We start from the raw sequence: 13955 nt of genomic DNA, 5'->3' as shown, positions 1-13955 counted from the left end.
GATAATTGAATGGCGGGAATTGGATTCTCATTACGTAAGATTTTGAATCACGAAAGTATTGCTAGGACATTTGCTGCTTATTCTGTGGCAGGAATCATAGGTGGCGGCCCCTGGCTAGCTTCAATTATATCTATATTAATACTCGCCATTTTGGTTGCATTTATACCCGCAGATAGGCTAGCGATTACGCAATTCCAAGTCATTATTACTTATCTGATTGCTGGCAGTTTAATTTTTAGTGGTTCTGCAGGAAATAGTTTTTCACGTTATTGCTCGGACCAATTATTTTTAAATAAAGCCACTTATCTCGTTTCAAATTTAAATGGAATGATGCTGATTGTGACTACAGTAGGTGGTTTACTGTCATTTTTATTCGTTCTATTTTTCTTTCCACAACAAGACATTTGTTTTCGATTTTTGCTTATGGGAAGTTTTATCAGTTTATCAAATATTTGGGTGGTGGTGACTCTTTTAACTGCTTTGAAAGATTATAAAATCATACTCCAAGCCTTCACGGGCAGTTATGCACTGGTTGTCATTTTGGCCTATCTGTTACGCAATTATGGATTAGATGGGTTTATGTTTGGTTTTATAGTTGGCCAAGTCTTTTTATTATTTATTTTACTGCTGGCGATTTATAAAGAATATCCAACAAATTCCATTATTGACTTTCATTTTTTAGAAAAAGGAAGCCTGTTTAAGCTTCTTATTATTAGTGGTTTTTTCTTCAATTTAGCCATATGGATAGATAAGTTTATATTCTGGTTTAATCCGAGTACAAGTTATCCAGTTATTGGAGTTTTTCGCGCTTCATGGGTTTATGATATTCCAATCTTTCTTGCTTATTTATGCTTATTACCAGGATTAGCGGTTTTTCTTTTACTCGTTGAGACCGATTTTTCGAACTATTATAATCGTTTTAATGAGTCGATTCGTAATGGAAAATCCTTAGCTTACATTAAGATTGCTGGTGATCAAATGATTAGCTATGCCTTTAATGTGATTAGTTCAATTGTAAAAATTCAAGCGCTAACCGTCATCCTTGTTTTTCTATTTGGTGAACGAATTTTGCAGCTACTGCACATCTCCATTCTCTATTATAACTTGCTTTATGTCGCCGTTATTGGCACAAGTTTGCAAGTGGTACTCCTAGCAATTAATGACATTTTATACTATATGGATAGAAGGCGGGATGTGTTTGTACTTTCGCTTTTGTATTTTATTTTAAACGTAATTTTTACACCTATCTCGATCTATCTGGGGCCTTTTTATTACGGATTTGGTTTTACCTTTGCCCTAGCGATTGTTTGCATATTGGGAATGTATTTTTTAACTGAGGAATTTAAGGAACTTGAGTATAAAGTCATTATGTTGAGAGGATGAGGCATGGAGACTTATTTAGTGACAGGAGGTGCTGGATTTATAGGCTCTCATTTATGTGACGAACTCATCAAAACGTCTAAAGTTTATGTATTAGATAATCTATCCACTGGCTTTAGACATAATCTGCCGAAAGGTGTTGAATTGATTGAGGGGGACATTTGTGATTACCCTTTAGTTGAAGAGCTAATGTCCAAAGTCGATGGCTGTTTTCATCTCGCGGCTATGGTTTCCGTTCCTTTATGTAATGATGATGTGTTGAAAGCCCATCATATTAATTTAACGGGTACACTCAATATTTTAAAAAGTGCGTATAAAGTATCTAAGCGGATTCCTGTTGTATTCGCCTCTTCTTGCGCCGTCTATGGTAATTGCCGCAGCTTACCCATCCAGGAAACAGCTGAATTAAGCCCTATTTCAATTTATGCAACCACAAAATTAGCTGGCGAATATTACGGCCGTTTCATCAATGAATTGCATCATCTCCCTTTTACAGCATTACGATTATTTAATGTCTACGGACCTCGGCAAGTCCTGGATAGTAGTTATTCTGGTGTGATTTCTATCTTTTTAAATGCCTTACTCCATGATCAACCCTGTGTTTTTTTTGGAAGTGGCAAACAATTGCGTGATTTTATTTTCGTTAAAGACGTGGTGCAATTTTTTATCAATGCAATGCTTACTTCGACCGATACAGCGAGAATGTACAATGTTTGTACGGGAAGAAGTACAAACATAAAAACAATAGCCGTTTTACTAAGCCAAATCCTAGGGAAAGAATTAAAGGTCGACCATAAACCACCTAAAATAGGTGATATTATTGCTTCATTAGGTAGCCCTCTTTTCGCAGAAGAGGAGCTGGCAATAAGCGCTCAGATACCTATAGAATTAGGATTAAGTAATTTAGTTCACGAAGTTGTAGAAGAAAATCTTTAAGCTGACTGAGCTCCACGAGCCAATCGGCGCTTTAAAACCGTTCGGGCTGAGAGCAGCGCCTTTCCTCAGCCCGAAAAGTCTTTATCCCTATTCTTGATATTAAGCCCGCCCCGTATTTTTAAATACCTCGATAACTGCTTTATTCCATTGCTCCGGCTGTTCTAAGCTAGATAAATGTCCTGCATCTGCAATAACCACTAACTTAGAGTTTTTTGCTAAAGCACTCATATTTGCGCTTTGTTGAGGAGGAATGACCGTATCTCTATCACTGGTGATGATTAAGATCGGCAACGCCGTGCTCGCTAGTACTTTAGAGAAATCACTCCGTATTGCCATGCCACGCAAAGCGGATGCTAAGGCAAAAGAGGTTTGATCTAATAAAATATTCTGTAAAAACGAGCGTATTGTCTGAGGCGCTTCAGTCGATAAGACATGGTTCATATAGTAATTAACAAACTGCTCTGTTCCATCGACCAGAACATCTGTGGCTAGAGTTTTATCAGTTTTTTTTGTTTCCTCAGGATCGGCAATTGCTTGAGTATTGGATAAGATTAAGCCTTTGACTCGGTCAGGGTATTTCGCTAAAAAAGCAAGCGCAATATAGCCCCCCATTGATGTCCCGCCAATAATGGCTTTTTTTATAGATAGCTGATCAAGCAATTGCGCCACTTCATCGGCATATTCATTCATCGGAACAGCTAAGCCCGTAGTACCCTCAGAATAACCAAATCCCCATAAATCTAAGCTGATAACCCGAAAATATTGTTTCAATCCCTGGTGCTGCGGCAACCAAAGGTTTTTATCCGTGGCAAAAGTATGAATCAGAACTAGCGGTTCTCCTTTACCGAAATCAGAGTAGGAGATGTATCTGGTGTAAGGCGATGAAAGGGCGAAAGTATTAGGGATACTTAGAAGATAAATATGTATATAAAATAGAAAAAGCATGAAGCTTTTTAAGGTGCTGCGAAAAATGGTTTTTTTATAATTATTCAATTTTATTAACCTTTAATCCTGCATAAGCTGATTATTGCATTGGCAAGTCTTAGTTTAAAGTAGCAATTTGCAATTTAGTCTAAGATAATACTTAATTGACTTTTGTTATTGCTTATAAGGGAATAGTAATGACATCTATCCTAGGTTTAATCGTCTTAACTATTGTAATAGCTACTCCGTATGTTCTTCATGCTAATCCAATCACGCTCAACGTAATCAGTGAGCCTATCACGGTTAATGGCAGGGAAAGTACGGTATTTAATATTATTCAACCGGATGGAAAAGCAGGATTTACTGGGATAAAAGGCCAGGATTTTAATGTCGTAGTTGTTAATAAAACGAAGGTTCCTCTAGTGATTCACTGGCATGGTTTAATTGATCCCAATCCTCAAGATGGCGTTCCTTACGTCACCCAATTGCCAATCCCAACGGGAGGAAAACAGCAATATCATTTTAAATTAGTTCAAGCAGGCACTTTTTGGATGCATTCTCATGAGGAATTACAGATTCAAAATCTCATGGCTGCGCCCTTGATTATTCAAGATCCTGCTGAAAGAATGATTGCTGATCAAGAAGTCGTTGTGATGTTGCAGGATTTCAGCTTTCGTAGTCCCGAGCAAATCTACGAGGAGCTACGGCATAAAAATCCCATGACCAATATGAGTATGGGTAAGATGCCCATGAAAATGGATTTAAATGATGTGAAATTCGATGCCTATCTGGCAAATCGACGTACTTTGCAAAATCCGCAAATCATTCCAATAAAATCCGGCTCTACGATTCGCTTAAGGCTTATCAATGCTTCATCGAGTACGAATTATTGGGTATATACCGGAACATTAGCGAGTCAATTAGTTGCAATGGATGGTGCCAAGGTTAAACCATTTGCCGCTAAGCAATTTGAACTAGGTTTAGCAAATCGCATCGATTTGCTAATTAAGATACCTGAAGGTGAGGGGGCCTATCCTATTTTGGCACAGCCTGAAGGTACTAATAGCCAAACTGGCGTTATTCTTGCGACGCCTAGCGCTAAAATTCCTCAACTAAGTGATAAAGCCAATACGACTGCCCCTGCTTTGAATAATTCGCAAGAACACCAACTCAAAGCGGTTAATCCTCTCGTTCAAAAAACAGTCGATAAAGTCCTGACTTATCGGCTTGAGGGCGGTATGAAAAACTATGTCTGGAAAATAAATAATGAGGTCTGGCCAAAAGTCACCCCTTTTCTAATCGATAAAGGGCAACGAGTTGAATTAGAGTATATTAACAACACGGAAATGGCTCACCCAATGCATTTGCATGGGCATGTTTTTGAAGTGACTGAAATTAATGGCAAACCCATCACAGACGGACCTTATCATGACACGGTCCTTATTTTACCTAACTCCACGATGAAACTACAGTTTGATGCGGATAATCCAGGTATCTGGTTTATGCATTGTCATATTATTTATCATGCGAAGGGTGGAATGGATACGACAATTAACTATCGCAATTATCCGGAACCTGATTTTTATAAAAAACTGATCAGTACTGGCATCATGAGTGGAAGTTAATGCCTTTTTCTCCTAATACCCGCTACAACGGTTAGGGTTGATTTCACCCTTTTTAGAGGGTAAAATCTAATTACCCCTTATAGAGGGTAAAGATGAAATTACCCTCTAAAAGAGTAAAATTCGGATAAGAGGATAGCGATGCTTATACACTCACCTAAAGAATTAGCTTTGCTTGTTACAAACCAACGCAAGAAGCTTAAATTAAGTCAAGCAAAAGTGGGTAAGCTTGTGGGGATAAAACAACAAACTATCTCAGAATTTGAGCTTAGGCCGGAAAGTACAAAATTGGATACCTTATTTCGTATTTTGTCGGCTCTCAATTTGGATCTCAAGCTAGAGCCTAAAGAGGAAGAAACGCATTCTAACTGGAAGGAAGAATGGTGATAGTAAGAACGCGAAATCGTATTCTCAAGGTGTTAATGAATGGGATTCTCATAGGCCAACTGGAAAAAACGACAAAAGGCGGCCTGACCTTTTCGTATGATCGTCAATGGCTGAATACACCTGCTGCTCGTCCTATTTCCTTATCTTTACCGTTAATAGAGCAACCGTTTACGGGGGATCTGGTTTATAATTTTTTCGATAATTTGCTGCCTGATAATCCCCAAATTCGCGCACGTATTCAGGCTAAATTTCATATTGAGACAGGGCAGCCCTTCGATTTATTGGCCAGTATTGGCAGAGATTGTGTAGGTGCGATTCAACTCATCGATGGAGAAGTCTCAGCATTTAAAAAAGTAATTAATTTTGAACCGCTAGATGAAAAAGAAATAGCAGCTATTTTACGTAGCTATCAAACCAATCCTTTGGGAATGACTGATACCTCCGAAGAGTTTCGAATTTCCATCGCTGGAGCACAAGAGAAATCTGCGTTTTTATTACATAAAGAGCAATGGTGTCGTCCAATCGGCGAGACACCCACCAGTCATATTTTTAAGCTACCTATTGGTTATATTCAACATCAACAAATGGACCTGAGTGACAGTTGTGAAAATGAGTGGCTATGTGCACAAATTGCAAAAGCCTTTGGGTTAGCGGTTGCCGAATGCCAAATTTTGTATTTTGAAAACCTTAAAGTGCTCGCGGTTGAAAGATTTGATCGCAAAATGGCGCGGGATAACTCCTGGCTCATGCGTTTACCCCAGGAAGATCTATGCCAAGCCCTCGGTGTTTCACCGAATTTAAAATATCAATCCGATGGCGGACCAGGAATTCATGAAATTATGCGTTTATTACTCGGTTCTGCAAACCCAAGCTTCGATCGCGATCTATTTTATCGAGCACAAGTTTTGTTTTGGTTATTAGCGGCGATTGATGGCCATGCCAAAAATTTCAGTGTGTTTATTGAGCCGGAAGGAAAATATCGCTTAACACCGTTGTACGACATTATGTCAGCCTATCCATTAATGGAAAAAAAACAATTACATCCTCGTAAAATTAAAATGGCTATGGCGCTGAAAGGAAAAAATAATCACTATCATTGGCATACCATGCAGCGTCGACATTTTTTAGACGCTGCCAAAGCTGTGAATTATTCTCCTGAGAAAGCAGAAATAATTCTTAATGAGATGTTAAGTAAAGTTGATAACGTAATTAATGAGGTCAGAGAAAAAATACCCCGGGATTTTCCTAAGGAGATTTCTCAGCCTATTTTTGAAGGTTTATATTTAGCAAAACAGAAACTTATTGTGTAGCGAATATTTTTTACAATTCATGGACTGGCAGTCTAAGCCAGTCCACGATTAAAGGCGTGAAACAAGACTACATTCGTAAGGCCATAACTCTAGGAGCAACCGAGGCTGGTTCAGCAACGGCATAAAATAGAGTGCCTTGATAGAAGTCCATTAGATCTTTCTTAGTCAGTTTGTCACCACATACCGTTTTCAAATTATTGAAAGCCAAAATTTGAAGTTGTTTTAAAAGATATTGTCCTATTTTGCTTGGACCAGCAACAGGATGTTTCTTTTCAATCTCATCCGCAAACGCTAAGATATCTTCTTTCTCAAGCTCATCGCGGCCCATCATAATCTGATCGACTAGACGCTCTACTAATTTATCATGAGCTGCAGAGTTTTTTGATTTAGAGCGATCCCTATTAAAGGCGGCTGTATGAAACATAGGATGCTGTAAGTCATGAACATTCTCAATAGGTGGTTTTATTGATTGCGTACCCAACATACCGCCACCTATAACGAGACAGGTCATGCCGAAAGAAGAAAATCGATCAAATCCTAAATCCATAAATCCTTGCACGACATTAAAAAATTCTAATTCCGAGGTATTCTTTGGATCAAAAAAACTGACGTGACGCATCAAACCCGTCCGACTTGCTAGTTTATCTTTGACGAAGTCTTGGATGGCCTCACGATATTCTTCGGGGTGACGTTGCGCTTGCTTTTCCAAGTATTGAGATAATAATTCCTCAGATTGCATATTATTTAATGCTGCCCGGAAAGTGTCTGGTAAAAAGGGCGAATTTTTTTTCACGGAAGATTTTTCTTTATCTTTTACGATAGTAGCATCTTCATCATTTAGTGGAGAATTGTTGTTAAAGAATTTCATGTTTACATTCCTTATAACGTTTTTTTTGGTGATTAAGTTACGGAGCTTTAGCGTTTAACGAGAACTAATTGTATCATAACTTTATTTTAAGATCAAAAAATGACCTTATTGTTGGTTGTATTGAGATTCTCAGGATAACTTAAACAAATTAAACTTTTCATGAGTCCCGACGCTTTCGCGAAAGGAGGATCTTATTATTTTCCGGATTTCCGCTTACTCTCCGCGAGGGCTGCGATCTAGGTTTTTATTCAGAAAAGCGTTGCAAATTCGCAAATTGAAGTTGAGCTAACTCAGCAAAATAACCCGGTTCACTAACCAATTGTTTAAAATTACCGTCTTGGATAATTTGTCCATCATGAATTACTAGAATACGGTCTGCACCACGTAAGGTTGAAAGGCGATGGGCGATAATTAATTGCGTGACCTTCAATTTGGATAAATAATCTTGAATTTTAAATTGACTTTGACTATCTAAAGCACTTGTCGCCTCATCGAGGAAAAGCATTTTTGGTTTTTTCACTAAGGCACGGGCTAAGACAATGCGCTGCATTTCCCCTCCAGATAATGATTGCATTCCCTCATTAATGAAAGTATCCATTTCCATCGGTAGGCTTGAAATCATATGTTCCAGACCTAATTGATAAACAATATCCCAGGCATCATTTCGCGTCAGTTGTTTATCATTGCCAATGATATTATCCAAAATGGTTCCTGGTGTAAGTACGCTTTTTTGAGTGACTACGCCGATTTGTTGACGCAAGGCGGACAAGTTAATCATATCCATGTTCACATCGTCATAGAAAATCTGGCCATCTAGTTGTTTTTCTAAACCGAGTAAAATGCGAAAAAGGGTGGATTTACCACATCCTGAACTACCAGTAATGCCGATAACTTCTCCCGGAGCTATATTTAAATTGATATTTTTATAGATCAACGGTTGATTTTCATCATAACGAAAAGATAAGTTTTTGATTTGAATTTTTCCCTCAAGTTTTACATGAGTTCCACCACGTTGGCGAGGCTCAACGTCCGCTTGGAAAATAACTAATGATTGTTCAAATAAAGGAATAATAAGAAGAATTGAAGTAATAAAGGTAGTGATTGTAATTAAAGCAGAAAAAAACTGCGAAAATGCAGCATTAAACGCAATAAATGTACCAAGAGGCAATTGATTTTTTTGTGAAAAATAAATGCAGAAGAGAATCAAGGTCATTACCATGAGTAAAGAACCATGAATAATATGTAAGTAAATGCCGATTTTTTCTGCCTTAAATTTTGCAATAAGTAGGTTGGAAAAATAATCAGACCAGATATTAAATGCACGAAACTCACTTGCTGAAACTTTAAATTTAATTATCCCGCTGATGACTTGGAAAACAAATCCAGATTGTTTCACAACATACTTATAGACATTTCGCTGATGAATTAAAAAGCGTTGACTTAGAGTGAGAATCAGAGCGGCAATAATGAGAAAGCTAAATAGTGCTAAAAACGCAAGTGTGAAACTGTAATAACACATCAAACCAAAAGAAACGAGGGATATAATAATGCTAAAAATTGATGCGATGGAAGATTGAGTGAGCATTTCTTGAATAGCAGAAATAACACCCGCTCGATAGGCAATATCACCCGCATTAAATCTCCGGAAAAATTTAGGTGTGAGTTTTAAAAGTCTATCCCAGATTGCCGGTTCTAGTTTCATCTGAATTTTAAATCGTAGATGTAACATCATGATCGTCTGATTTATAGAAAGGAAAAAGAAAATAATAGTGTTCATAATGAGCGATGCCCCCAATACCGTCATCTGACTTGACTCTACGAATTGTGTAAAATTATTAAAGAAATAGCTCATGAAAATGGGTAAGCTCATCAATATGAGACTTAAAAATAATTGTAAATATAAAACAGATCTGAAGTCAGAAAATAATCGCTCAAATGAGAATTTTAATATATCGAAAAGTTTAGAAATTTTGTCAGGTAGAGGCTTAGTAAAGGAATAAGCATAGTTGCTAACAGCAGATAATTGGTTTTGTGAAAGCGCTAATTTTTCAAGAGGCGTGGATTGCTCATAACCTCCATTTTTCTTAGGTGATAAAACGCAAGGTGACTCATCAATAAAAGCAAGAATAACTCCATGGTCTTTTTCCCACCATTTATCTTCCAGAGTAATCTTTTGGATGCGAATTCCTGAATAACTAGAGATTTTATCCATTGCTTCATCGGTATTATCCTCTAAATCACCACTCGGAAGTTCAAGTGTAATACCTAATAAATCAGCCAGATGTAAACAAGCATCAATTAATAATTTTTTCTTATCGAATGAAACAAATCTAGCATGGTCTTTATCGCCTAAGACTTGCTGGATTTTTAATAAACCGGGAGCAATTTTTTCATACTCCTTTTCGTTCATAATAAGTAATCCTTTTCAATGAATTGCCTGTATCTTCCATCTAATTGAAGTAATTCCTCATGAGTTCCCCGTTCAATAATTGAGCCATCTTCAATGACGATAATTTCATTACAGTGTTTAATTGCGCTTAATCGATGAGCCACAATAAAAAAGCTGCAATTAATTTGACCCAAATTTTTGTAGATTTGGGCTTCGGTTACTGAATCAAGCGCCGAGGTTGCTTCATCAAGGAGAATCAATTGAGGTTGCTTAATTAAGGCGCGAGCAATTTCGATGCGTTGAGCTTGTCCGAGGCTTATATTAGAACCGCCCTCAAGAATGCGATAATCTAATCCGCCTTTCATCGCCACTGCATCGTAAATGCATGCAGTCTTCAGTGCTTCAACGATCGTTTTATCATCGACAGATCTGTCCCACATGGTGAGGTTATCTCTAATTGTTCCCTCAAAAAGAAAGATATTTTGATCGACATAAGAAATTAGCTTAAATAATTCATCTGAGGAGTAATTTTTTATATTTTTACCACTTAAGTAAATGTTTCCGAACCAGGGCTCATAAAGTCCCGTAATTAAATTAAATAAAGATGATTTTCCACCACCAGACATACCAGTTATGGCAACCTTATTACCTTTTTTTAGAGCAATATTGATATCAGTTAAAATAGGCGCTTCTAATTTGCAATAACCAAAATATACTTCTTTAATATCTACTAAATTAGTTGATTTTATTTGATCGATTTCGCCGCTTTCTTGGCGAGTTTTATACTGTAGAACATCATTAACTCGCAGTAAATCGCCTTTTAATTCATTGATTTTCAAAAAATTTTCAACAATACCGATTACAGGTCCTGAGTAAAGAAGTAATAAGGTATAGATTGCAATAACTCCTCCGACTGTCATTGTGCCTTGCATGACAAAATGAGCTCCTAAAATAATTAACAGAACCAAATTAAGAAAGTACAACACACTAGGAAGTAAGGAGATTAAGGAGGTATAAAGATCAATTTTTTGTTGTGAATCAATTAACTTTGATTTATAGCTTAACCAACGCAAGAAAAAGCGGTTTTCGCCATTCATGAATTTCAGTGCTTCCATCATTTGAACTCCACTGTATTCGATACTGTGCATCTTGGCCTGATCTTGAGAAAATCGACGACCTAGATCAATGATGAGTCGTTTAGTAATAATAATCGCTGCAAAATTGATAATTGTAATAAGAATGGTGATTAATCCGATAGTTTTATTAATTAATAGAATAATCAAGGTATAAATGATTATACTTAAGCTATTCATAATACCTTCCGAAAATCCTTCTGTAATTTTCGCGGCTATTTCATCAAAAATATAAAGGCGATTGGAAATATCTCCAGTAGATCTTTGGATATAGAATGACATTGGTAAATGTAAAAGTGTATTAAAAAATTCCGGGATTTTTTTAATTGAAAATCTTATTTTATAAAGCACTAAATAATATTGCTGAACCCAAAGAAGGAAGATCATACAAGCTATGGTGAAAGCCATACTCAGCGTAAATCCAAGCATCCAATGTTCTTGATTTTTTATAATAATATTATCGACAAAAAACTCGATAAATAAAGCAAGAGAAGCTTGAGGAATTGAAAGTAGGGCAGAGGCAAATAAAAGATAGCTAAGCTCGATAAAATCGCCTTTAAGATAATCACGAAGTAAGCCGAAAACCGATTTTTCTTTTTTTCCACTTGGTTTAAATTCTTCACCGGGTCTAATGCTTAAAACAACCCCCGTATAACCTTTATTAAACTCGTTAAGCGTGATAACTCGCGGCCCAGTTGCCGGATCATTGATATAAATTTTATTTTTTATAATGCCTTCAATAACGATGAAATGTTCAAATTTCCAAAAAACGATAAAAGGTGTTGGCAGGTAGCCCAAGGAGTCGATATCTTTAATACGTTTGCCTTCGGCTTTCATTCCTAAATTGCGGGCTGCTTTAATAATATTGATTGCTTTGGAACCATCACGCGTTACGCCACAAGCTTCGCGTGCAGTTTCTGAAGAAATATGTAAACCGTAATAGGCTAGAATAATGGAGAGACATACTGCACCACACTCCATCACATCCATTTGCAAAATACTAGGAGTCTTCACCCGTTTGTGGTGAACCTGCATCAGTCCTTGATCAAAATCGAATTTAATCATTTTTTCCTATCATCCAATTTTTTGCAGATTCGATTACCGGAATTATAATATTAATTGGGTGCTGTTTTTTGATGACAATGCCCACATTAGCCACAGAACCAATCGACAATTTTTCTTTGGGGCCACTTGAGGTAGTCCACAGGTATCCACTTGGTGTATCCGGCGAGTGAGTCAGTGCAATTTTTGCTTTAAAAACCGGACCACTCTGAATAAATTTTTCAACTAATCGTTGGTTTTCGAGGGTGCTTTCGATGCTTTGAGGATCGATAGGCAATTCGCTAATATAAGTCACTGTGCCTACAATTCCACCAAATTCCAAGGGATTCACATGTTTGGGAAAAACTTTTGCCGCCATGCCGACTTTGATTTTTTTACCCTCATCAGCATTAAAAAAGGCAACAGTTTCCAGGTCATTGCTATAGGTGATGATGTTAGTTAAGGTTTGTTTCTCAGGTAAAAAATCGCCTTCTTTTACATAGTTAGCCGCTATCACTCCATCTACGGGACTGGTAACGCTTTCCGTTAAATGGAGATTTTCTAAAATCTTGCGAAGGTTAAATTCAGATTGAGAAACCTTATCTTGCTGTTCCCTTAACTTGGTATTCCAGGTTTCGATATAGTCATTTTTATTTTGATTCAGTTCTACAAGGGTATTCAGATTTTTGCTGATTTGTTCTTTCGCATCATAATAGGCAACTTGCATATCATTTAATTCGAGACGAGATAAAATCCCTTTTTTAAAGGCGCCTTCCTGAATTTTTAGTAGCGCTTCAAGATGATCTTTTTTCTCTTTTAAATTGGCATTTATAGTTTGAGCATAATTAATTGATTCTTGAATTCGTTTTAAGCGTGTATCAATTTCCTTTTTTGCCGTGGTGCTCAAGGTATTTAATTTGGTTTTTTCTTGTTCAATAAATTTGCGCAATTCTTTCGCTTCAGCAGCCATGTTTGGATTAATTAAAGTGGCTATGATTTGGCCTTGTTTAATTTTCATGCCAGGAGTTACGAGTATGGCTTTAACATATCCGCCTGAAATAGGAGACATTACATTGAGAATCGCTGCATTTTTGGCAAGGACGATGCCTTGGCCTTGAACTAAAGTGGTAATACGCCCAAATATTAACCATAGTATGCAGCCGGCAAAGATGATTAAAAAAATAATTAAATAGATCCATGCTTTGGGAGTGATGATGCGTATGGCATGTTGAAATTCATCACGCTCCTGAGCCGCTTCAACCGCCTCCTTGCGGTAGAGTTCTGGGTCTTTCATTCTATTTTCTCATACATAATTCGAATGCGAGAGGCCAAAATTGGTAAGAGTTGTAGGCCAATTTCAGGGTAAGCGTGTATTTGTGTTGTAAAATCCCATTCCGAAATAAAAATACACTCGACTTCATCAATAGCACGGACAGAAGCGGTTGTTTTTAGCTTATCAATAACGGATATCTCGCCAATAATTTGGCCGATGCCGAGTGTAGTGATGGGTAATTCTTTGTTGTCACGCAAGGTTTTAAAAACTTGTACATTACCTTTGCGCAAAATGAAAATACCTACGGGATTATCGCCTTCGGTAATAAATATTTCGTTTGGGGCATAGCTGCGGACAGTTGCAAGATCGACCAAGGGCCATAATGCATTTTTATTTAACATACTAAAAAAATCGAGTTTTTTTAAGAAACTAAAAATTTCTAGGTTTTCAGCGATAGTTTTTTCCATAAACCTATCCCCTCCAGAAGTGTAATGAAATTTTTGTTGCCTTCACAACTTTATTTAATAAAGCATATTTTGGGCCATTTTGTCCGCTAAACTTATGACTTCCCTATTTATCACGCTTATGGACTAGCTACACCATGACAGCTCTCACAATTATCGCAGATAATAAACGTTATTTTGCAGACAAAAAAAGTTTGAACTAAACTTAGAAATACCTATTAAATTTTA

Annotated in this window: 11 protein-coding genes; 5 read left to right on the top strand and 6 right to left on the bottom strand. The window is 37.1% G+C overall.

The features are described from left to right. Positions 1–9: 9 nt before the first annotated feature. Complete coding sequence (pelG, locus tag Ldro_RS10555; protein WP_058496381.1) at positions 10–1383, top strand: exopolysaccharide Pel transporter PelG; 1374 nt, start codon at positions 10–12, stop codon at positions 1381–1383. Positions 1384–1386: 3 nt separating this feature from the next. Then, positions 1387–2316, top strand: coding sequence for an NAD-dependent epimerase/dehydratase family protein (locus tag Ldro_RS10550; RefSeq protein WP_058496380.1), 930 nt, complete (start codon positions 1387–1389; stop codon positions 2314–2316). 99 nt (positions 2317–2415) lie between these two features. Here Ldro_RS10550 and Ldro_RS10545 read toward each other — a convergent pair whose 3' ends face one another. Beyond that, positions 2416–3309 (bottom strand): alpha/beta fold hydrolase, encoded by an 894-nt coding sequence (locus Ldro_RS10545; protein WP_131764210.1) that lies wholly within the window; start codon positions 3307–3309, stop codon positions 2416–2418. Between the two features lie 128 nt (positions 3310–3437). On the opposite strand from Ldro_RS10545, the gene Ldro_RS10540 reads away from it, so the two are divergent. The 3 genes from Ldro_RS10540 to Ldro_RS10530 all read left to right on the top strand — a co-directional run bounded on the left by Ldro_RS10540 (position 3438) and on the right by Ldro_RS10530 (position 6559). Further along, positions 3438–4865, top strand: coding sequence for a multicopper oxidase family protein (locus Ldro_RS10540; RefSeq protein ID WP_058496379.1), 1428 nt, complete (start codon positions 3438–3440; stop codon positions 4863–4865). A 138-nt stretch (positions 4866–5003) separates the two neighbouring features. Beyond that, complete coding sequence (locus Ldro_RS10535) at positions 5004–5249, top strand: helix-turn-helix domain-containing protein (RefSeq protein ID WP_058496378.1); 246 nt, start codon at positions 5004–5006, stop codon at positions 5247–5249. Further along, entirely contained in the window at positions 5243–6559 is a 1317-nt protein-coding gene (locus Ldro_RS10530; RefSeq protein ID WP_058496377.1) for a type II toxin-antitoxin system HipA family toxin, read from the top strand. The genes Ldro_RS10535 and Ldro_RS10530 overlap by 7 nt, the downstream gene beginning before the upstream one ends. 67 nt (positions 6560–6626) lie before the next feature. Here the strand turns inward: Ldro_RS10530 and Ldro_RS10525 are convergent, their stop codons facing one another. From Ldro_RS10525 to Ldro_RS10505, 5 genes are all read right to left on the bottom strand, one after another. Then, entirely contained in the window at positions 6627–7427 is an 801-nt protein-coding gene (locus tag Ldro_RS10525) for a caleosin family protein (protein WP_058496376.1), read from the bottom strand. A 244-nt stretch (positions 7428–7671) separates the two neighbouring features. Continuing rightward, entirely contained in the window at positions 7672–9837 is a 2166-nt protein-coding gene (locus Ldro_RS10520; RefSeq protein ID WP_058496375.1) for an ATP-binding cassette domain-containing protein, read from the bottom strand. Then, positions 9834–12014 carry a cysteine peptidase family C39 domain-containing protein gene (locus Ldro_RS10515; RefSeq protein ID WP_058496374.1) on the bottom strand — a complete coding sequence of 727 codons (2181 nt, stop codon included), beginning with the start codon at positions 12012–12014 and terminating at the stop codon, positions 9834–9836. The genes Ldro_RS10520 and Ldro_RS10515 overlap by 4 nt, the downstream gene beginning before the upstream one ends. Continuing rightward, entirely contained in the window at positions 12007–13284 is a 1278-nt protein-coding gene (locus tag Ldro_RS10510) for an NHLP bacteriocin system secretion protein (RefSeq protein WP_083497953.1), read from the bottom strand. Before Ldro_RS10510 ends, Ldro_RS10515 begins: the two co-directional genes overlap by 8 nt. Then, complete coding sequence (locus tag Ldro_RS10505; protein ID WP_058496373.1) at positions 13281–13730, bottom strand: Crp/Fnr family transcriptional regulator; 450 nt, start codon at positions 13728–13730, stop codon at positions 13281–13283. Before Ldro_RS10505 ends, Ldro_RS10510 begins: the two co-directional genes overlap by 4 nt. Between the last annotated feature and the right edge of the window lie 225 nt (positions 13731–13955).

The organism is Legionella drozanskii LLAP-1 (genome assembly GCF_001467585.1).
In the GTDB taxonomy this organism is placed as follows: domain Bacteria; phylum Pseudomonadota; class Gammaproteobacteria; order Legionellales; family Legionellaceae; genus Tatlockia; species Tatlockia drozanskii.
This window is presented reverse-complemented; position numbering and strand designations above follow the sequence as displayed.

Excerpts from the sequence above, each read along its gene's own strand:
- pelG (WP_058496381.1), top strand. The coding sequence starts at position 10 with ATGGCGGGAATTGGATTCTCATTACGTAAGATTTTGAATCACGAAAGT.
- Ldro_RS10550 (WP_058496380.1), top strand. The coding sequence starts at position 1,387 with ATGGAGACTTATTTAGTGACAGGAGGTGCTGGATTTATAGGCTCTCAT.
- Ldro_RS10540 (WP_058496379.1), top strand. The coding sequence starts at position 3,438 with ATGACATCTATCCTAGGTTTAATCGTCTTAACTATTGTAATAGCTACT.
- Ldro_RS10535 (WP_058496378.1), top strand. The coding sequence starts at position 5,004 with ATGCTTATACACTCACCTAAAGAATTAGCTTTGCTTGTTACAAACCAA.
- Ldro_RS10530 (WP_058496377.1), top strand. The coding sequence starts at position 5,243 with ATGGTGATAGTAAGAACGCGAAATCGTATTCTCAAGGTGTTAATGAAT.
- Ldro_RS10525 (WP_058496376.1), bottom strand. The coding sequence starts at position 7,427 with ATGAAATTCTTTAACAACAATTCTCCACTAAATGATGAAGATGCTACT.
- Ldro_RS10520 (WP_058496375.1), bottom strand. The coding sequence starts at position 9,837 with ATGAACGAAAAGGAGTATGAAAAAATTGCTCCCGGTTTATTAAAAATC.
- Ldro_RS10515 (WP_058496374.1), bottom strand. The coding sequence starts at position 12,014 with ATGATTAAATTCGATTTTGATCAAGGACTGATGCAGGTTCACCACAAA.
- Ldro_RS10510 (WP_083497953.1), bottom strand. The coding sequence starts at position 13,284 with ATGAAAGACCCAGAACTCTACCGCAAGGAGGCGGTTGAAGCGGCTCAG.
- Ldro_RS10505 (WP_058496373.1), bottom strand. The coding sequence starts at position 13,730 with ATGGAAAAAACTATCGCTGAAAACCTAGAAATTTTTAGTTTCTTAAAA.